16 protein-coding genes and 1 other RNA gene are annotated in these 19449 nt (G+C 57.7%); 7 read left to right on the forward strand and 10 right to left on the reverse strand.

Annotated features, from left to right (window positions below; translation table 11 throughout):
- Window positions 1-11 precede the first annotated feature (11 nt).
- Complete coding sequence (gene ftsZ, locus ABIE61_RS04305; RefSeq protein ID WP_354407047.1) at window positions 12-1226, forward strand: cell division protein FtsZ; 1215 nt, start codon at window positions 12-14, stop codon at window positions 1224-1226.
- Window positions 1227-1327: 101 nt separating this feature from the next.
- On the opposite strand, the gene ABIE61_RS04310 is transcribed toward ftsZ, so the two are convergent.
- The 5 genes from ABIE61_RS04310 to ABIE61_RS04330 all read right to left on the reverse strand — a co-directional run bounded on the left by ABIE61_RS04310 (window position 1328) and on the right by ABIE61_RS04330 (window position 8617).
- Window positions 1328-2449, reverse strand: a complete 1122-nt coding sequence (locus ABIE61_RS04310; RefSeq protein ID WP_091824899.1) for an ABC transporter permease — start codon at window positions 2447-2449, stop codon at window positions 1328-1330.
- 1 nt (window position 2450) lies between these two features.
- Window positions 2451-5180 (reverse strand): ribosome-associated ATPase/putative transporter RbbA, encoded by a 2730-nt coding sequence (gene rbbA / locus ABIE61_RS04315; RefSeq protein ID WP_354407050.1) that lies wholly within the window; start codon window positions 5178-5180, stop codon window positions 2451-2453.
- A gap of 10 nt (window positions 5181-5190) precedes the next feature.
- Window positions 5191-6189 (reverse strand): HlyD family secretion protein, encoded by a 999-nt coding sequence (locus ABIE61_RS04320; RefSeq protein WP_354407053.1) that lies wholly within the window; start codon window positions 6187-6189, stop codon window positions 5191-5193.
- Window positions 6190-6268: 79 nt separating this feature from the next.
- Window positions 6269-7798, reverse strand: coding sequence for a bifunctional GNAT family N-acetyltransferase/carbon-nitrogen hydrolase family protein (locus ABIE61_RS04325; RefSeq protein ID WP_091824908.1), 1530 nt, complete (start codon window positions 7796-7798; stop codon window positions 6269-6271).
- A gap of 60 nt (window positions 7799-7858) precedes the next feature.
- Complete coding sequence (locus ABIE61_RS04330) at window positions 7859-8617, reverse strand: TlyA family RNA methyltransferase (RefSeq protein ID WP_354407056.1); 759 nt, start codon at window positions 8615-8617, stop codon at window positions 7859-7861.
- 140 nt (window positions 8618-8757) lie between these two features.
- Between ABIE61_RS04330 and ABIE61_RS04335 the strand changes: the two genes are divergently transcribed.
- From ABIE61_RS04335 to alr, 4 genes are all read left to right on the forward strand, one after another.
- Window positions 8758-9372 (forward strand): response regulator, encoded by a 615-nt coding sequence (locus tag ABIE61_RS04335; RefSeq protein WP_354407059.1) that lies wholly within the window; start codon window positions 8758-8760, stop codon window positions 9370-9372.
- A gap of 405 nt (window positions 9373-9777) precedes the next feature.
- Window positions 9778-11034, forward strand: a complete 1257-nt coding sequence (locus ABIE61_RS04340) for a D-amino acid dehydrogenase (protein WP_354407062.1) — start codon at window positions 9778-9780, stop codon at window positions 11032-11034.
- A gap of 80 nt (window positions 11035-11114) precedes the next feature.
- Window positions 11115-11504, forward strand: a complete 390-nt coding sequence (gene ridA / locus ABIE61_RS04345; protein WP_091824937.1) for a deaminase RidA — start codon at window positions 11115-11117, stop codon at window positions 11502-11504.
- A gap of 24 nt (window positions 11505-11528) precedes the next feature.
- A complete protein-coding gene (alr, locus tag ABIE61_RS04350; protein WP_354407066.1) occupies window positions 11529-12608 on the forward strand; it encodes an alanine racemase in 1080 nt (359 codons plus the stop codon).
- Here alr and ABIE61_RS04355 read toward each other — a convergent pair.
- Entirely contained in the window at window positions 12596-13399 is an 804-nt protein-coding gene (locus ABIE61_RS04355) for a response regulator (protein ID WP_091824943.1), read from the reverse strand. The two genes, alr and ABIE61_RS04355, sit on opposite strands and share 13 nt — an antisense overlap.
- 101 nt (window positions 13400-13500) lie before the next feature.
- On the reverse strand, window positions 13501-14046 hold the full coding sequence (locus tag ABIE61_RS04360) for a DUF2058 domain-containing protein (RefSeq protein ID WP_354407069.1): 546 nt from the start codon (window positions 14044-14046) through the stop codon (window positions 13501-13503).
- 121 nt (window positions 14047-14167) lie between these two features.
- Between ABIE61_RS04360 and ABIE61_RS04365 the strand changes: the two genes are divergently transcribed.
- Together ABIE61_RS04365 and ffs are read left to right on the forward strand one after the other, a co-directional pair.
- A complete protein-coding gene (locus ABIE61_RS04365; RefSeq protein WP_354407072.1) occupies window positions 14168-14779 on the forward strand; it encodes a LysE family translocator in 612 nt (203 codons plus the stop codon).
- 87 nt (window positions 14780-14866) lie between these two features.
- Window positions 14867-14963, forward strand: an RNA gene (ffs, locus tag ABIE61_RS04370) — signal recognition particle sRNA small type.
- A 39-nt stretch (window positions 14964-15002) separates the two neighbouring features.
- On the opposite strand, the gene ABIE61_RS04375 is transcribed toward ffs, so the two are convergent.
- The 3 genes from ABIE61_RS04375 to ABIE61_RS04385 all read right to left on the reverse strand — a co-directional run bounded on the left by ABIE61_RS04375 (window position 15003) and on the right by ABIE61_RS04385 (window position 19018).
- Window positions 15003-16046 carry a TIGR01620 family protein gene (locus ABIE61_RS04375; RefSeq protein WP_354407074.1) on the reverse strand — a complete coding sequence of 348 codons (1044 nt, stop codon included), beginning with the start codon at window positions 16044-16046 and terminating at the stop codon, window positions 15003-15005.
- The gene (locus ABIE61_RS04380) at window positions 16046-17485 is read right to left on the reverse strand and encodes a YcjX family GTP-binding protein (protein WP_354407077.1); all 1440 of its coding nucleotides are present in this window, start codon (window positions 17483-17485) and stop codon (window positions 16046-16048) included. Before ABIE61_RS04380 ends, ABIE61_RS04375 begins: the two co-directional genes overlap by 1 nt.
- Window positions 17486-17668: 183 nt before the next feature.
- Window positions 17669-19018, reverse strand: a complete 1350-nt coding sequence (locus ABIE61_RS04385) for an alanine/glycine:cation symporter family protein (protein WP_354407080.1) — start codon at window positions 19016-19018, stop codon at window positions 17669-17671.
- Window positions 19019-19449 lie beyond the last annotated feature (431 nt).

Here is a 19449-nt window from a genome sequence, read left to right on the forward strand (position 1 = left end):
AGGGGATAAATATGTTTGAGCTGGTGGATAGTGTACCTCAGAGTGCTGTAATCAAGGTGGTCGGTGTTGGTGGCGGCGGTGGTAATGCCGTCAACCACATGGTGACCACCGAGCTGGAAGGTGTGGATTTCATCTGTGCCAATACCGATGCGCAGGCACTGAACAGCATGGCGGCCAAAACGGCACTGCATATCGGTGGCGAACTGACCAAGGGGCTGGGCGCCGGTGCCAACCCTGAGGTGGGCCGTCAGGCTGCACTGGAAGACCGTGAGCGTATCGCGGCAACCCTGTCCGGTGCTGATATGGTCTTCATTACGGCTGGCATGGGTGGCGGTACCGGTACCGGTGCCGCTCCGATTGTGGCAGAAGTGGCTCGTGAAATGGGCATTCTGACCGTGGCGGTCGTGACCAAGCCATTTCCGTTTGAAGGTCGTCGTCGCAAGAAGATAGCCGAAGAGGGGATCCGTGAACTGCAGGAACATGTTGATTCACTGATCATCATCCCGAACGAAAAACTGCTGCCGGTACTGGGCAAGAACTGTACTCTGGTCAGTGCCTTCGGTACGGCCAATGATGTGCTCAAGGGCGCAGTGCAGGGGATCGCGGATCTGATCATCCGCCCTGGCATGATCAACGTGGACTTTGCCGACGTGCGTACCGTTATGTCTGAAATGGGCATGGCGATGATGGGTACCGGTGTCGCCCGCGGTGAAAATCGTGCTCGTGAAGCGGCCGAAGCGGCAATTAACAGCCCGCTGCTGGAAGATATCGACCTGAAAGGCGCCAGCGGTATTCTGGTTAACATTACCGCTGGCCTGGATCTTAGCCTGGGCGAATTCTCCGAGGTCGGTGATCTGGTCGAAGAGTATGCCTCTGAAAATGCCACTATTGTGGTTGGTACCGTCATCGATCCTGAGCTGTCTGACGAGCTCAAGGTGACTGTTGTCGCCACGGGTCTGGAACGTGCTCAGGCTGCTGAGTCTCGTGTCGTGAACGGCGATACCAGCGCTCCGCGTGCTCAGTCTTCCCGTACGGTAAAGACGGCTGACTTTAACCAGCTGGAGCTGCCGACAGTATTGCGCAACCGCCAGAGTGAAGAGAAAGCACGTCCGGTGCAGAATGAGCTGGCTGAAACGCAGATGGATTCAGTGCCGATGAAAAAGACCGGCACTGACGATATGGATTTCCTGGATATCCCGGCGTTTCTGCGCCGTCAGGCTGATTGATTAAGTGATCACCCCCGGGCAGTGCTCGGGTTCCCTCCTGAATTCCCGCCCGGCCTCAAGGCCCGGCGGGTTTTTTGTTAGCTGTCTGGCAGGGATAAAGCTCAGTGCTCTCGCGCAAGACTGCGCCTGAACAGCCCCAGTGTCAGCAGGAAAAACACCAGCCCTATACCGGCGGTAGCCAGGAAAGAGGGCCAGACCACGGCAAGGCCGGCGCCTCGGTAGAGAATCGCCTGGGCAAAGCTGACAAAGTGCGTGGTGGGTGCCAGCAGCATCAACTGCTGGACCGTTTCGGGCATGCTTTCGCGGGGGGTAATGCCGCCACTGAGCAGCTGCAGGGGCAGAATGGTCAGAATCAGCAGCAGGCCGAACTGAGGCATTGAGCGAGCCAAAGTACCAAGGAAAATTCCAATACTGCCAGCGGCAAATAGATGGATGGCGGCTCCGGCCAGGAACAGGGGGATCGAGCCGCTGACCGGGACGCCCAGCGCCCATTGCACCACCAGATACAGCGACAGGCTGGCGGCCAGGAGGACGACGCAGGCGTTAGCGGTCAACTTGGCCAGCATGATCTCGGCGGGGGTAAGCGGCATCACCATCAGGTGCTCGAGGGTGCCGTGTTCACGTTCACGAATCAGAGCTGCTCCGGTCAGGATGATCGACAGCAGCGTAATGTTGTTGATGATCTCCATGACGCTGCCGAACCAGCTGCTTTCAAGATTGGGGTTGAACCAGACACGGGTTTCCAGGCGAATCGGCAGTTCGCTGTTGTCCGGGCGGTCGTTGAGTGTCTGCAGCAGTTCCTGCTGAACGATCTGCTGTATGTAACGGCTGCCGAGAAAAGCCTGGGTCATTCGGGTGGCATCTATGATCAGCTGCAGCTCGGGCTGCTGGCCTGCCCGCAGGTCCGCTTCAAAACGATGGGGAATAAACAGTACGAAGGTGTAGTTGCCCCGGTCCAGCGCGAGATCCACCTGCTGCTCTTCAAGCAGGTCTGGCGCCTTGAACCAGGGAGGGGTAAACAGTGTCTGGAGTCGTGTCGACAGTGGCGATCGATCCTGGTCGACGATGGCAATGGGGGCGTTATGGACCGCCACCGAACTGCTTTTGGCCATCGCGTAAATGCCGCCACTGAAGGCCCAGATAATCAGCAACAGTAACACCCGGTCATGCCAGAGGCTGCGCAGTTCCTTGATGCCCAGCTGGGCGATATTGGATACCTTCATGTCAGCGCTCCTGCTGCCTGAGCAGGATCAGACTCAACAGCGTCAATACCGGGATGAAGGCGGCCAGTATCAGCAGGTGTGGCCAGAGTTCGGCCAGCCCCAGTGATTTGGTGAAAATACCGCGGCTGATGGTCAGGAACCAGGTAGTTGGATAACCGTTGCCGACCAGGGCAGCGACCCCTTCCAATGATGTGACGGGCTGGGTCAGTCCGGAGAAGTTGATCGCCGGCAGCAGCGTTATGATAGCGGTGCCGGCCAGTGCTGCTACCTGTGTTTTGGTGAAGGCTGAAATGCACAGTCCCAGTCCCGTGGTTGCTGTCACATAGAGCAGAGTCGCCAGTGTTAGCAGCAGAAAGCTGCCTTTTAGCGGTACCTGGAACAGGATGACCGAAATCAGTACAAGACCGATAAAACTGATCATGCTAAGCAGGATATAGGGCAATTGCTTGCCAAGCAGGAACTCCAGCCGTGTTACCGGAGAGGCGTAGAGGTTAGTGATCGAGCCCAGCTCTTTCTCGCGCACGATGCCCAGTGCCATCAGGATCGATGGGATGAAGATCAGCAGAATCGGAATCATCGCCGGAACCATGGCGTTGAGGCTGCGAAAGTCCTGGTTGTAGCGGTAGCGGGTTTGGAATCCGGCTGGTTGCAACGCCGAAATGTCCATCCGCATCTGGGAAGCCATTTGTAGCAAGTATTGCAGGTGCATCCCCTGCAGATAGCCGTGAATGGTCTCGCCACGAAAGGGCATGGCGCCGTCGATCCATACACCGGCCTCTGGAGATTGTCCCAGCTTCAGCGCACGGCCATATCCGGCCGGAAGAATCAGTGCGACGGCGAGTTTGCCGCTGCGCATGCGTTGTTCCAGTTCGGCTTCCGAAACGGCATCCGCTTGCCGGTTGAAGTAGCGTGAGCCGGCAATGTTGTCGATGTAGGCCCGGCTTTCCGGGGTACGGTCATGATCCAGCACGGCAAATGTCAGGTCTTCCACATCGAACGATAGCCCGTAGCCGAGCACCAGCATCAGAATTACCGAACCTAGCAGTGCGAAAGCCGTGCGTATGGGGTCGCGAAGGATCTCCAGCGTTTCGCGGCGAGAGTAGGCCAGCAGGCGGCGTGGGCTGAACAGACGGTTGGGTTCTGTGGTTGCCGGTTCGGGCCGGGTATCGGCTTCCGGCTTTGTCTCCGGTGGTGTGTCAGCATGCTGTGTCTCAGCCTGAAGGTAATCGATGAACGCTTCTTCCAGCGTCTCCCGACCCTGTCGTCGGATCAGTGCGTCGGGTGTGTCGCAGGCGAGGACCTGACCGGCATGCATCAACGAGATGCGGTCACAGCGGGCGCCCTCGTTCATAAAGTGGGTTGAGATAAAGATGGTGACCCCTTGCTCGCGAGACAGGCGAACCAGTTCGCGCCAGAAGTCGTCACGCGCCCGTGGATCAACGCCGGAGGTGGGTTCGTCCAGTATCAGGATGTCGGGTTCGTGAATGATCGCCACTGCCAGCGAAAGGCGCTGACGGATACCAAGTGGCAGAGCGGTGGCCAGCTGGTCGCGATACTCGGTCAGGCTGAACTGATCCAGCAGCTGGGCGACGCGGGATTCCCTGTGCGCCGGCGGCAGCTGAAACAGGCGCGCATGCAGCAGCAGGTTCTGGATCACGCTCAGCTCTTCATACAGGGAGAATGCCTGCGACATGAAGCCGACGCGGGCGCGGGTCGCCAGATCGCGAGCATTCAAGGGCTGCCCAAACAGTAGCGCCTCGCCTTCACTGGGTTCGAGCAGGCCGGTCAGCATCTTCATGGTCGTGGTTTTGCCGCAGCCGTTGGAGCCGAGGAAGCCGAAGATCTCGCCGCGCCGGATTTTGAAGCTGACATTGTCGACGGCTGTGAAGCGGCCGAAACGGCGAGTCAGCCCCTTGGCTTCGATGGCGATGCTCTGGTCATCCAGTTCAAGGGGCGGAATCTGCAAGGGCTGGTGGGTCTTCCCTTCGGACTCGGGGAGCAGGCGGACAAAGGCGGTATCCAGTTCCAGAGCGCCCGTGCGGGCAAGCAGCTGCTGCGGGCTGCCGGTCGCCAGCACTTGGCCGGCGTTCATCGCTACCAGCCAGTCGAACCCCATGGCCTCGTCCATATAGGCGGTGGCGACCAGTACACTCATGCCGGGCCGCTGACGGCGGATGCGCTCGATCAGTTGCCAGAACTGGCGGCGGGACAGCGGGTCCACCCCGGTGGTCGGTTCATCCAGAATCAGCAGGTCGGGGTCATGGATCAGTGCACAGCAGAGCCCCAGTTTCTGCTTCATGCCGCCGGACAGCTTGCCTGCCGGTCGATCGCGAAAGGGAGCCAGGCCGGTGCTGTGTAGCAGGTCGTCAATGCGTGCCGCGCGAACGCGCCGGTCCTGATCAAACAGACGGGCAAAAAAGTCGATGTTCTCCGCCACAGTCAGGGTCATGTACAGGTTGCGCCCCAGCCCCTGGGGCATGTAGGCGATACGCGGGCACACCTGGCGGCGAAAGCTCGGCTGCTTAAGGTCGCCCTCGAACAGGCGGATAGTGCCCGTCTGGATCTTGCGCACACCGGCCAGCAGGCTGAGCAGGGTGGACTTGCCGACGCCGTCCGGCCCGATCAGGCCGATCATGCAGCCGGCAGGCAGTGCCAGGGTGGTGGGTTCCAGCGCGGTCACGTCGCCATAGCGGTGGCCGACACTAACCAGGTGGGCCACAGTGTCCGACATGGTCATCTCCTCAAAGTGCGTCGGCAGTGGTCAGGCCAGCAGGCGGTGTCAGCCATTCCGGCCAGTGGACCTGAGGATCCAGGCGCAGATAGCTGATGCCAGGCAGGCCTGTCTTGACCTTGTCGCGGTGCTGTTCCAGTACGGCAGGATCGATACTGACCTTGACGCGAAACATCAGCTTGTCGCGCTCGCTGCGGGTTTCCACCTCTTTAGGGGTGAATTGGGATTGCGGCGAGATGAAGGTGATGCGGGCCGGGATGGCAACCTCCGGCAGGGCATCAACCAGAATACGCGCCTCGTCACCCAGGTTCAGGCGACCGATTTCGGCGGTCGGCAGATAGACCGGCATATAAACCTGACCGATATCAAGCAGGGTTATCACCTTGCCCCCGGCGGCCAGTACTTCGCCCGGTTCATTCAGTCGGTAGAGTACCCGTCCTGCGACCGGCGCGGTTAGCAGGGTGTCATCCAGCAGGCTGCGAATCTGCTCCGCGTTCGCCTCGGCGGCCGTGATTTGGTCCAGTGCCAACTGAGCTTGGCGCTGCGCCGCGAGCAGTGCAGCCGCTGCGCTTTGGCTGGCGTTGAGTGCTTGGTCCATTTTGTCCTGGGAAGCCAGTTTCTTATCGACCATGCTACGCACTCGGGCCAGCTCCTTTTGAACGAGTGTATGACCACTCTCGCGTTGCTGAACAACAGCAAGGGTGTACAGGTGCTGCTGCTCGGCTTGGCGTACTGCGGATTCGGCGGCCGCCAACTGGGCCTCCAGCTGACGGCTATCCAGTCGCGCCAGGGGTTGTCCCTGTTTGACCAGGTCCCCTTCATGCACCATAACTTCAACGATCCGGCCGGCTACCTTGGTTGCAATATCGATCTCCGCTGCTTCGATACGACCGTTGGCGGCGGTTAGTCCCGGCGGCAATGCGTGTTCGTCACTCAGTGGGTTGAACAGGTAGATGCCGGCAGTGGCCAGCAGGGCGAGTATGACAACAGAAGGAAGCAGGTGGCGCACGTTTAACTCCTTGTAGCCGGGTACCTGTTGTGTCCAGTGTACTGCTCTGGTCCGCACGGGGCCAGAGCAGTGGGTCTGATCACATCTCGTGACGCCACTTGAGGTTGTACAGATCGCGCCTGCGATCTTTCAGGTTGGTGACCGAACCTTCGTTGCGGATCACTCGGATCTGGTCCAGATCCAGATCTGAGAACATGATCATCTCGGTGTTGGGGGTGGTTTCGGCCATCACGGCATCATGCGGGAAGGCAAAGTCAGAAGGCGAGAAGACGGATGACTGCGCATATTGCACGTCCAGACTTTCAACCGAAGGCAAGTTGCCCACACTGCCGCAGATGACGGTATAGCACTCGTTCTCGATGGCCCGTGCCTGAGCGCAGTTGCGCACCCTCAGGTAGCCGTTCTTGGTGTCGGTCCAGAAAGGCACAAACAGAATATCCATATCCTGATCCGCCAGCAGGCGGCCCAGTTCGGGAAACTCCACGTCGTAGCAGATCAAGATGCCTACACGCCCGGCATCGGTCTCGAATACACGCAGCTGGTCACCGCCACGAATGACCCAGTCACGTCGCTCATGCGGGGTAATGTGGAGCTTGCGCTGCTCTTCCACCGTACCGTCACGGCGGCAGAGGTAGCTGACGTTGTAGAGGTGGTCACCTTCCAGCAGTGGCATCGAGCCGGTGATGATATTGATGTTGTAGCTGACCGCAAAGTGGGACATCTCATTACGGAACCGCTCGGTGAACCCTGCCAAGAAGCGAATGGCGCTGGTCTGGCTGGTTTGATCGGTCAGGCCCATCAGCGGTGCGTTGAAAAACTCCGGGAACAGCGCAAAGTCACTCTGATATTCAGACAGTGTGTCGACGAAATACTCGACCTGTTTGAGCAGCTCTTCCACCGACTCCACTTCACGCATCTGCCACTGGATGGCGCCGATTCGGACCTGGGTTGGACGGCTGCTGATCACGTTGTCTTCGGGCTCGAACAGAATATTGTTCCATTCCAGCAAGGTGGCATAGCCCTGAGACTTGGTGTCTTCCGGCAGGTAACTGCCCAGCAGGCGTTTGACCTGAAAATTGTTCGACAGCTGGAAGGTCAGGATCGGGTCGTATAGTTCGCGTTGTCGCACCTTGCCAATGTACTCACTGGCGGTCATCTCGCTGGCGTGTTTGTAGTAATTGGGAATGCGTCCCCCTGCCAGGATCGAGCGCAGGTTGTACTGACGACACAGCTCCTTGCGTGCCTCATACAGGCGGCGACCCAGGCGAAAGCCGCGGTACTCCGGGTGGATCAGCACATCCAGACCGTACAGGGCATCACCGTCGGGGTCATTGAGGATGGTCATCCGCTTGCCGATCAGGTCTTCATAGGAGTGAGGGTTGCTGAAGCGGTCATAACGCACTTGTGCTGACAGCGCGATGCCGGCCAGTTCATCACCGTCAAATACACAGATCTGGCCTTCAGGAAATTCCTCGATCAGCTTGTTAATGGTGTGTTCGGGCCAGGACCCGCCAATATCATCATAGACACGGTCCATCAGCACTTTCAGGCGGGGGTAGTCCTCATGTTCCAGGTTGCGGATGACAAGGTGCATGTCTTCGATGCGCATGATCGGTCCTCTTTAGCGGAATTCGCTTGCAGTGTGCGGCAGGGTGGGAATGGGCGCAAGTCAGCCTGACCGGCGAGCGGCGAGCAGGAACTCGCGATTGCCATCACCACCGGTAATCGGGCTTTCGCTCCACCAACAGGGTAAAAGGTTATTGTCGCGGCAGCAGGCTTCAATTTTCTGACGTATCCGTTCATAGATGGCGGAGTCACGTACCAGACCACCCTTGCCGATATGTTCAGGGCCGGCTTCAAACTGTGGCTTGACCAGCGTAATCAGCAGACCCTCGGGTCGCAGTAGAGGGGCGAGTGATGGCAGGATCAGGGTTTGTGAAATGAATGAAACGTCCATGACTGCCAGCTCGAACCCGAGTGCTTCGGGAGTGTGCTCACACAGTGACCGCTCAAGCGCGCGGGCGTTGTAGCCTTCAAGACAAATAACCCGCGGGTCCTGACGCAGGCGCGGGTGCAACTGATCGTGACCAACCTCAATGCCAACAACCCTGGCAGCACCGTGCTGCAGCAGACAGTCGGTAAAACCGCCGGTGGACTGGCCTACATCCAGTGCGGTGATGCCTTCGACACCAGGGTTGAGTGATGCCAGTGCATGCAGCAGCTTGAGAGAGCCGCGTGAAACAAACCGGTCTTCGTCACTACTTTCCACGCGCACGGGAGTGTCAACCGGCAGCTTGAAAGAGGGTTTGTCCAATCGCTGCCACTGCCCCAGCTCAGCCTCGACGCGACCCTCTTTGATCAGGCGCTGGGCACGGGTGCGTGTCTCGGCAATGCCGCGTTCCACCAATAGCAGATCCAGTCGTTGCATGGCGATGATCCTGAGTTAAATTGGGTGATTATACCGAAACCATTTAAATGCGAAGGCCTGTTGTTGCTTTAGTTTTGCAAACGGCCGGCAAAGGATTAACATGATGCCGTTCTAATCATTGATCTGGATAGAGAATTTCGGTGTCAAGCCAAGACCTGTGTACCAGTCGTAAAGCCGCTGAATTGCTGGGAGTAACCCCTCGGACCATACAGCTGTGGGCAGACGCCGGCATTTTGCATGGCTGGAAGACACCAGGCGGACATCGACGCTTCAGTCTCGGTGCGATTGAGCGTTTGGCCGAAAAGATTCGCAGTGGTGAGGCTGTCACAGCCGCAGCGGATGCGGTGCGCCCCGAGCCAACCCGTCCGGTGAGGCTGCAGGTGATTGAGGATGAGCCCGCGCTGCAGCGGCTCTATGCCCTGACTATTCGCAGCTGGGGGCTTCCGGTGGAGTTGCGCCAGTCAGTGGACGGCTACCAGGGGCTGTTGGAGTTGGGGCGCTTTGAGCCCGATTTGCTGATACTGGATCTTAACCTGCCGAATGTTGATGGCTTCAGTGTTATCGAGGCGCTGGTGCGTCAGGAGCTGCTGCAGCAGATGCAGCTGATTGTGGTTACTGCATTGGGGATGAGACAGGTACAGGATCGTATCGACGCGATCAGCAGGGGTATAGAGGTGTTACCCAAACCGATTCCATTTGCGCGCTTGCGCGAAAAGGTTGAACAGATTTTGCTGGGAATGTCTGATCAGATTTGAAATTCACTTTCTTTCGCTTTAGAATCGGAAAAAACGGAAGCCGGAGTCGGTTTTCGCGTTATGGTCTGAAAGGTTGTGTCGGTTAGGTGGGGGCCAATCCGATACAGCTGAATAGGACCACCCCCTTCCTTTTTTACCTTCGTTCTCGTTCTGTCCGGAACTTCATCTTTGAGTCTATGCTCAGCTGACACGTTTGTTGGTGAACTTCAGTGCCTGTGTGCTCGTCTCTGAGTGTAGCTGGCGGTATTCACTGCCTTGTGTGCTTTATGGCAGTTGAAAAATCTTCTTTTGAATTTTTATAAGAGTATTTTTCTATAAATAGATATAAATACGGAAAATAAATACGTCATTTTTGATCCAGAATAGTGACTTCTGTTGCATAACGATGAACATGAAGGTGTTGCTATGCGTGTGATTATTCTTGGCAGTGGCGTTATCGGCGTGACCAGTGCCTGGTATCTGGCCCAAGCCGGCCATGAGGTGGTGGTGATTGATCGCCAGCCGGAGTCGGCACTGGAAACCAGTCATGCCAATGCTGGCCAGATATCACCGGGATATTCGGCCCCTTGGGCGGCCCCCGGAGTGCCGCTGAAGGCGATCAAATGGATGTTGCAGGATCTGGCGCCCCTGCGTGTGGCGCCACGTCTGGATCCTGCCATGTTGCGCTGGCTGGTCAGTATGCTCTCAAACTGTACCCGGTCAGCCTATGCCCGTAACAAGTCGCGCATGCTGCGTATTGCAGAATATAGCCGAGACTGTTTTATCGAGCTGCGCCGGGAAACCGGTATCGAGTATGACAACCGGGCTCAGGGGCTGGTTCAACTGTTTCGAAGCCAAAAGCAGCTTGATGCCTCGCTTGAGGATATCCGTATCCTGGAATCCTGCGGTGTTGCCTATGAATCGCTGAACCGAGAGGGAATACTGCAACATGAGCCAGCCCTAGCACATGTGCGTGACAAGCTGGTTGGCGGTTTGCGTTTGCCCGGTGACGAAACCGGCGACTGCTTTCTGTTCACTCAGGCACTGGCAAAACGCTGTGAAGCGTTGGGGGTAGAGTTCAGGTTTGATACAACCATCGACTCTATTGAGGCCGAGCAGGGGAGAGTCAAAGGCGTTAAGACTTCGGGCGGTGACGTACGGGGTGATCGTTATCTGGTGGCGCTTGGCAGCTACAGTCCCCAATTGCTTAAGCCTTTGGGGATGCGTTTGCCAATCTACCCGGTCAAGGGGTTTTCGCTCACCATCCCGATTACGGATGCATCGAGAGCACCGGAATCAACGGTAATGGATGAGACCTACAAGGTTGCGGTCAGCCGGTTGGGTGATCGCATTCGTGTAGGGGGAACGGCAGAGCTGACAGGTTATGATCTGTCTACGCCCGAGAGCCGGCGCGCCAATGTGGAATTTGTGGTCAACGACCTTTTCGGTGGCAGTGGGGACCCGTCGCAGGCCGAGCTGTGGACAGGGCTGCGACCGATGACGCCCGATGGCACCCCGATTCTGGGCCCAACGGGTTATCCCGAGCTGTTTCTGAATACCGGCCACGGTACGCTGGGGTGGACCATGTCACTTGGCTCTGCCCGCTATATCACCGATATAATCTGTGGTCAGACGCCGGCAATTGAAACGGAGGGGCTGAGCCTTGACCGTTACGCCGGTTGAAACACAGCATTCTCTGGCAGTAGAGGCAATTTGCGTTATAGTCTGCCGATTCCATTTATCATCAAGCACAGGAAAATAACATGTCCAATCGCAGCATCATCAGCACTGAAAACGCTCCAGCCGCCATCGGAACCTACTCTCAGGCGGTTCGTGTCGGCAATACCGTGTATCTTTCAGGTCAGATTCCGCTCGATCCGGCGACCATGGAAATGGTGACCGACTCGTTCGAGGCTCAGGCGGTGCGTGTATTTGAAAACCTGAAAGCCGTTGCAGAAGCCGCTGGTGGTTCACTGGGTGACTTCGCCAAGGTGACGATCCTGTTGTCTGATCTTGAGTATTTTGCACAGGTAAATGAAGTGATGGCGCGTTACTTCAGTGAACCCTATCCGGCCCGTGCAGCCTATGCCGTCAAGGCGCTGCCCAAGGACGCCGATATCGAAGTGGAAGCGATCATGGTGTTAAAGGACTGACAGCCAGCCGGTGGAGGGCAGGGCATGAGCCGTAAAGTGCGCGCGGATATCCATCTGGATGCGATCGTTCACAATTACCGCTTGGCCAAGGCACAGGCGCCAACGGCGATGGCGGCTGCCATCGTCAAGGCGAACGCCTATGGCCACGGTGCAGTGCCGGTGGCGCGTGCATTGGCCAATGATGCTGATGCTTTTGGCGTTGCCTGTGTTGAGGAAGCAATGGAGCTGCGTGAAGCCGGGCTGCGCCAGCCGATCATTCTGCTGGAAGGTTTCTTTGACGCCGATGAGTTGCCATTGATCGCTGAGCACGGTTTCTGGCCTGCATTGCACAGTGAGCATCAGGTACGTTGGCTGGAGCAGTTCAGCAGCCCGGCGCGTTTCCCGGTGTGGCTCAAGCTGGATACCGGCATGCACCGCCTGGGTGTGGCACCTGATCAGGTTGAGTCGCTGGTGGCGCGTCTGCGTCAATGTGAAGTGGTTAGTGAGGTGTTACTGATGACCCACTTTGCCCGCTCAGATGAGCCGTCATTGCCGATGACCCGCGACCAGCTGGGCTGTTTTGATCGGGTTGCGGCGCAACTTGGTTTGGGGGCAAGCCTGTCGAATTCCGCTGCCGTGATGGCATGGCCTGAGGCGCACCGACAGTGGCTGCGCCCCGGCATCATGCTCTATGGAGCAACGCCTTTTGGTGAGTCGAACCCGGTGGCGGATCAGCTGCGGGCCGGTATGACGCTCAGCTCCGAGATCATCGCGGTGCGAGAAGTGCCGGCGGGTGAGACGGTGGGCTATGGTGCGACGTTCAGTTGTGATCGTACGCGCCGTATTGGTACCGTGGCCATGGGCTACGGCGACGGTTACCCACGTCATGCCCGTAACGGTACACCCGTGCTGGTCGAAGGCGTCAGAACATCACTGGCAGGCCGGGTATCGATGGATATGCTGACGGTTGACCTGACCGATATCCCGCAGGCAGATATCGGCAGCCGGGTAGAGCTTTGGGGGCAGCGGTTGCCGGTGTCTGAGGTGGCGCAGTGGTGCGATACCATTCCCTACACGTTGCTGACCTGCCTGACCCCACGTGTACCGCGCGTTTACTCTGACTGATCCAGCAGGCGCACCAGAAGCCGTTTGACTGTTTCGGGTTCAAACGGCTTGTCAGTGAGCGCGTTTACACCCGCATGCTCGACATGACTCAGGTGGGTTTCATTGGCCTCCGAGGTCACCATCAGAATCGGCAGGTGAGAGTGAAGTTCAGAGCTGCGAATGAATTCAGCCAGCTCCAGTCCATTCACTTCCGGCATGTTGTAGTCGGTGACCACAAGGTCGACCGTTTCACGCTGCAGCAGCTCGATCGCTTCGCGCCCGTCCGCCGCTTCCAGCAGGTGTACGATGCCCAGATTGTGCAGCACACGATGGATCAGCTTGCGTGCCATACGGCTGTCGTCCACGATCAGCACCCGCAGGCTTTCCACGTCATAGAACTCCAGCTCCAGCTCATCCTTGCCCAGCAAATCCAAGGTGGCATTCAAGGCGGACCCAAGATGCTGACGGGTAAAAGGCTTGGGCAGTATGGCGACCACGCCAGACTGCTTGAACACTTCCAGCTGTGGCTTGCGGGTCTCGCTCGATACAAGCATGAACGGCAGGTCGGCCAGCTCCGGTAAGCGACGAATGGCACCCAGCAGCTCAACTGCGCTGCCATCGTCATAGTGCAAAGCACTGATCACCAAGTCGGGTTTTACCTTCATGATCTTCTCCAGCGCCTCATGCAGGTTGGCGGCGGTATCGATCGCCATGACCTGCTCATCCTGCAGCTGCTGAATCATGATTTTGCGCTGCATGGCGGAAGGCTCGACCAGCAGTATGTTCAGTTCACTGACACCCAGGGTGCTCATCCGCATTGTCCTGCCATTGGTGGGGATTTTTGGACTGAGCGTATCAGTTGTTGCAGGATGAGGACAGAGGCAAGGCCTGATCGGCGTCAGGCCCGCAGTGATTACCACATCAGATCGTCGGGAATCTGATAATCGGCATAGGGGTCATCCGGCTCAGGGGTGTCGTCCACAGGGCGTGGCAGAACAACATCCTGCAGGCGTGCTTCGATACGCTCAACGACTTCGGCCGGGATTAGGTGGTAGCCATTGTCGAGTACGGCAATACGCAACTGGCCGCGGGCAAGCTGGTCGATCTGTTTCTGCTCAAGATAGAGATGGCGGATGGTGGTGCCGTGTACAAAGTTGTAGCGCAACTCAGCCTTGGGCGACAAAGGCAATCGATGAGTCTCGATCAGCTGGCGGACTTCGGCCTGGGCCGCTTTATGTGCCTGCTCTTGTTGACGTTGACGGTTCAGTTCACGGTCGCGCTCAATCTTTCCCAGCCGTGCCGCCTCAACGGCTTCGCGCCGCTGGTGTTCTTCATCGACGCTGGCCTGTCCGCCCCGTTTCTGTTTCGACTGTTTGCGTTTAAGATCCTTGGCTTGTTTGGCCTGTTTTTTGTTTGCCAGGCCTGCGTTGAGTAGCTGGTCCTGAAGTGAGCCTGCCATGGTGAACCCTCGGATACCTGATTCATGGTGATAACGGCGCAGGACTATAGCATAGTCTGCCTTGGCGGGCATGATCGACAGTGGTCTGAACGGGTCATCAGGGAGTTTTAAGGAGAGAGTAATGTCATTGATGTTGTGGTTTTCGTTGCTGTTGATCTGTGTGCTGGGGGCGATGTCGCCGGGTCCCAGCCTTGCGGTGGTGCTGCGTCAAACCGTCAGTAACGGTAGGGGTCATGGCATAGCTGCCGGGTGTGCCCATGCGCTGGGGGTTGGGCTGTGGGCGATGGCAACGGTGTGGGGGCTCGGGCTGCTTGTAAGCCGTCATGAAACCCTCTATCAGATTCTGACCTGGCTGGGGGCTGCCTATCTGGTTTGGTTGGGGTTCAATGCCCTGCGTCATGCATCTGCATCGGGGCTGCAGGCCGAGCAGGGCGCGCGCGACAGCCTGTGGCAGGCGGCCCGTTCCGGGGCACTAATTTCGCTGCTGAACCCCAAGCTGGCGGTGTTTTTTACTGCGCTGTTCTCTCAGTTCGTTACTGCAGATCAGACGCTTAGTGACCAGTCGCTGATGGTGGCAACGGCAACCGTTGTAGATGGCCTCTGGTATTCGCTGGTGGCTTTGCTGTTTTCCCAGCCGCACCTGCTGGCCTGGCTGCGGCGCCACCTTAAGCGGGTAGAGCAGTTGACCGGTGTGGTGCTGATCGGTCTGGCCGTGCGCGTTGTGGTGCCCTGATCGGGAGCGTTTGCAATCCTGGTCACGGATGCTTATACTGCGCGCCTGTCTTTTGAGACAGGGCATAATGCCGCGTTATGGCGGTTCTGCTGGTCCTCTCGCAACGATACACCGTGAACCTGGTCAGGCCCGGAAGGGAGCAGCCACAGCGGTCGACTCGTGTGCCGGGATGTGGCTGGTGGAGCCGCCCCCATCATCTGTTTTATCTCTTTTCAAACGCTCATCATTTTCGGCCCGTACCGGTCTCCGGCTTGCCGCTTGTCAATCTGTGTACAATGCCTTTGGCAATCTGCTGCAGCATGTTTTTTGGCCGGTCGGGTTCAGGCAGGGGCCGGCAGAGCTTGATGGTCATCAGGCCGGTCCGAGCGGTAAAGAGGCCAGCGCCTATCCCTTGCCCGGCTCGTGCAGAAAGACCCGTGGTCAGAGAACTTCCCAACAGCGCAGAGCCTGCATCCATTGCCACTTCACTGGCGCCGGCAAATGCCAGGTTTTGCAGAACCTGCTTCAGTAATTTGCCTTGGGTCAGTAGCCCCGGCGCGATGCCATACACCGTGGCGATTTCACGAATCATGCGCAGGTTGCGCCAGGCGACCAGCAGCATATCGAAACTGGCCCAGGGGCTCAGTGCGACCATGACACCCGATTCCACACTGTAGCGTTGAACGCAGCGCTGGGCGGTGCGGTCGGCTTGATTCAGGGCGTGTCGGCTCAGGTACTGAATAATCTCCCGGTCGTTGTAGCTGCTGTCGAGCTGTGTGATGGCACCTTGTAACTCGTTCTTCAGCGCCGTGTGGTGGTAGCGCTGCTCCAGTTGATGCAGCAGTGCTGTGCTGTCGCCATGACTGGTCTGTTGCAACAGGGCTTCAGCCTGTTGCTGCAGACCTTGTACCTGTCGCAATTGGCGGCTGCCACTGAGGCCTCGCCTGATTTCGATACCGACCACAAGCATCAGTAGCAGCGTCAGCAGGCTGAAGGCACCGCCCAGCAGGGGGTGAATGGATATGCTCCAGCTGATCAGTCGGTACAACTCGGCACTGATGGCCAAAACGACCAACGTTCCCAACAGGGGCACTAACCAACCTCTACTGCGTACATTGCTCTGAGGCGGCGAGGGAGGTAGCTCCAAAGAGGTGTCATCTTCAACAGTCTGGGTCTTGTCCAGCGGGATATCTCGAGCTGGCTGGTGCGGGGGATGTTCGGCTGGATCAGCTGCCATCGCCTCGGGCGGTAGCTCGATTGGACGTTGCCATTTAGGTGTGTCACGCATCAGAACAGGTCTCCCAACAGGTATTCGATCGCCTGGTCAAGGCGGATATGGTGCTCGGGCCTCAAAGTGCCTGCAGGTAATGGACGTGGTGCAAAGTCGACAAAGCGGAAACGGTCACTGTTCCAGTCTTCGGCGCGAGGCAGCTCAGTGGGCACTTCGCCGGGGAAAAGGGCAATCTCTTCGCCCGTGTCTTTTCGGTGACCGCGCAGACATGAGAGGTGTTGGCCATCCAGTCGTGCCTGCGCAGCTTCAGTGGCACGCAGGGATGACAGGGCAAGGCATCGCGTGTCGACCTGTTCAAATCGGATCTCGCGCTGAGCGGCTTCAATCATCAGGCGCAGGAACTGGTCCAGGTTGTGGTGCTGATTGGCCGTAACATGGTCGGCCTTGGTGGCGGCGAACAGGACGCGGTTGATGCGCGGGCGAAACAGGCGTCGAAACAGGCTGTTGCGGCCATACTGAAAACTGTGCAGCAGGGTGGTTAGGGCCAGCTGCATGTCATTGAAACAGGATTCGCCGCTGTTGAGTGTTTTCAGGCAGTCCACCAGTACGATCTGACGATCAAAGTGTCGAAAGTGGTTCCGGTAGAAAGGACGGACGACCTGTTCACAGTAATCGTTGTAGGCCTGTTGCAGTTGCGTAAACAGGCTGTTTGTATCCGCGTTTTCGGGTGCTTCGGGCCAGTTCTGGATAATCGGAAACAGGTCAAGCAATGGACTGCCTGCCAGTTCAGCCGGCATGAGAAGACGCCCGGGCTGCAGCAGGCTCAGGTTGTATGGGGGCTCACGCAGTTGCTGCAACAGGGATCGGTAGCGTTCAGTCAGTTGCTGCCGCAGGCCCTCCGGAGCGGGAGCCAGCCAGTCGATCCCGCTCTGCTGAGCGATCCAGTCAGCAGCCACTTCTGTGCGTGGGAGAGAGGCAAACAGGGTCTGCTGCTGTTTGCACCACTGCTCGAAACTGAGTGTCAGCATGGGCAGGTCGAGCAGCCATTCGCCGGGGTAATCGATCAGGTCCAGATAGAGTGTGGAGTACTCGCCCAATGCGCGCCCCAGCCCCGGTTTGCGGCGATAGCGCAGTGCCAGCCGGATCTCCGACAGTGCTTCGGTCGAATCCGGCCAATGCGGTGGAGAGGCTTGAAGCCCCGCGAGGCTTTGTTGCAGCGGAAATGGGCTGGGAGATTCCGTGCTCACGTCACGGGTAGCGACAATTCTGCCTTCGGAAGCCGCAGCAAAAAACGGCAGTGAGCGCCCCTGCTCACTTTGCAGCAGGTGGCGAGCCAGGGCGCTTATGAAGACGGTTTTGCCGCTGCGGCTCAATCCCGTGACGGCCAGACGGACACGTTGTTCCATGCCGCGTTCGACGCTCATCTTCAGCTGTTCGGGCCAGTCAGTCAGACCGCTTTGTCGGATCAGGCCACCCAGTTTGTTCGGTATGCTCATGCATGGCTCCGTTTGAGGTATGGGATTATTCTGTCATCCCTCAGCTGAAGTGTGGATGAAAAACTCCATTTACGGTTAGATCCTGACATCATTTCTGCGTGTTGATATAAATCCTGTTGCTGCGGGCTGAAGCTGAACAAAAAAAGGGAGCCACAATGGCTCCCGTTTTTGTTCAGTGCTGGATCAGTTGCGGTTGAAGTACTCTTGCGTCAACTTGAACACCACCGGGCTCAGAAGAGCGAGTGCGACCAGGTTGGGGATCGCCATCATGGCGTTGAGGGTATCGGCAACCAGCCAGACGAAATCCAGGCTCAGCGTTGCGCCCAGTGGAATCGCCAGAATCCAGAGGACGCGGTAGGGAGTGATCGCCTTGATGCCGAACAGAAACTCTACGCAGCGTTCACCGTAGAATGACCAGCCGATAATGGTGGTAAAGGCGAAGATGGCCAACGCAATGGCGACCAGGTAGTTACCCAAGCCGGGCAGGGCAGTTGCAAAGGCCTGGCTGGTCAAGGCTGCACCGGATTCGCCGCCGGTCCAGGCGCCGGAGCTGACGATCACCAGGCCGGTGATGGTGCAGATCACCAGCGTGTCGAGGAAGGTGCCCAACATTGCGATCAGCCCTTGGCGCACCGGGTCGTTGGTCTGGGCAGCTGCGTGCGCGATGGGGGCTGAGCCCAGGCCTGCTTCATTGGAGAACACGCCTCGGGCGACACCAAAGCGGATGGCGGCCCATACGGCTGCCCCGGCAAAACCACCCTGCGCGGCAACAGGGGAAAAGGCGTGGGTGAAGATCAGATCCAGTGCCTGTGGCAGAAGGTGGGCATTGATCGCCAGTACGATCAGTCCGGCGATCAGATAGGAGAGCGCCATGAAAGGTACCAGTGCCCCGGCTACATGGCCGATACGCTTGATACCACCCAATATGACGGCACCCACCAGAATCATCATCACCAGTCCGCTGATCCAGGTGGGAATGCTGAAGTTGGCATGCAGTACATCGGCGACCGAGTTGGACTGCACGGTATTGCCGATACCGAAACCTGCCGCGGCGCCAAAAATGGCAAAGGCTACGCCCATCCATGCCCATTTTTTGCCTAAGCCATTCTTGATGTAATACATGGGGCCGCCGACATGTTGGCCCTTTTCATCGGTTTCACGGTACTTGACCGCCAGAACAGCCTCGGAATACTTGGTTGCCATGCCGATCAGGGCTGTTATCCACATCCAGAACAGTGCACCCGGCCCGCCCAGGAATATTGCCGTTGCAACCCCGGCGATATTACCAGTGCCCACTGTGGCTGACATGGCGGTCATCAGTGCCTGAAAGGGTGGAATTTCGCCTTCTTTTTCGTCACCGGCGCTGGCAGTCCGCCCGCCCCAGAGCAGCCGGAAACCGGTGCCGATCCTGAGGATAGGCATCAGTTTCAAGCCGATTGAAAGAAACAGGCCTACCCCGAGGATAAGCACCAGCATCATGGGGCCCCAGACGACCCCGTTAATTGCCGAAATAAACGATTCGATTGCAGCCATCGTAAGATGTCTCCGTGTTGTAAACCTGAAGTGGTCGGTACCGACTTCAAGGTTTGAGTCCTGAATTCACTGCCGAGCCATATTGCATTGTTTCGGGCCATGAAAGTACCCAAAGCTATAGCAGATCCCATGCCACTTAAAGTGAAGGCTGGGTCAAGTCAGGCATTTTTCGTATTGTTTTGTGAGAAAAACCTGTTTTCTGTTTCTAAATCAGAAATACTTTCTGATTCAAAAGGAGGTTGTCCATTCACATCTCGGCTGCAGCAACAATGTGTGCGCTACAGTTGTACCCAGTGCACCGTAAAGGTTCAGGCGATGACGATATGAATGGTTATTCAGACATGGAGGATGAGGGCCGGCATCAAGCCGATAGAGTCGGGTCATGTTGCGCTCCGATGGTATTGTTATTGTTGGATGCGTTTCATGGAATA

The organism is Marinobacterium sp. MBR-111, assembly GCF_040547585.1.
Taxonomy (GTDB): Bacteria; Pseudomonadota; Gammaproteobacteria; order Pseudomonadales; family Balneatricaceae; genus Marinobacterium; species Marinobacterium iners.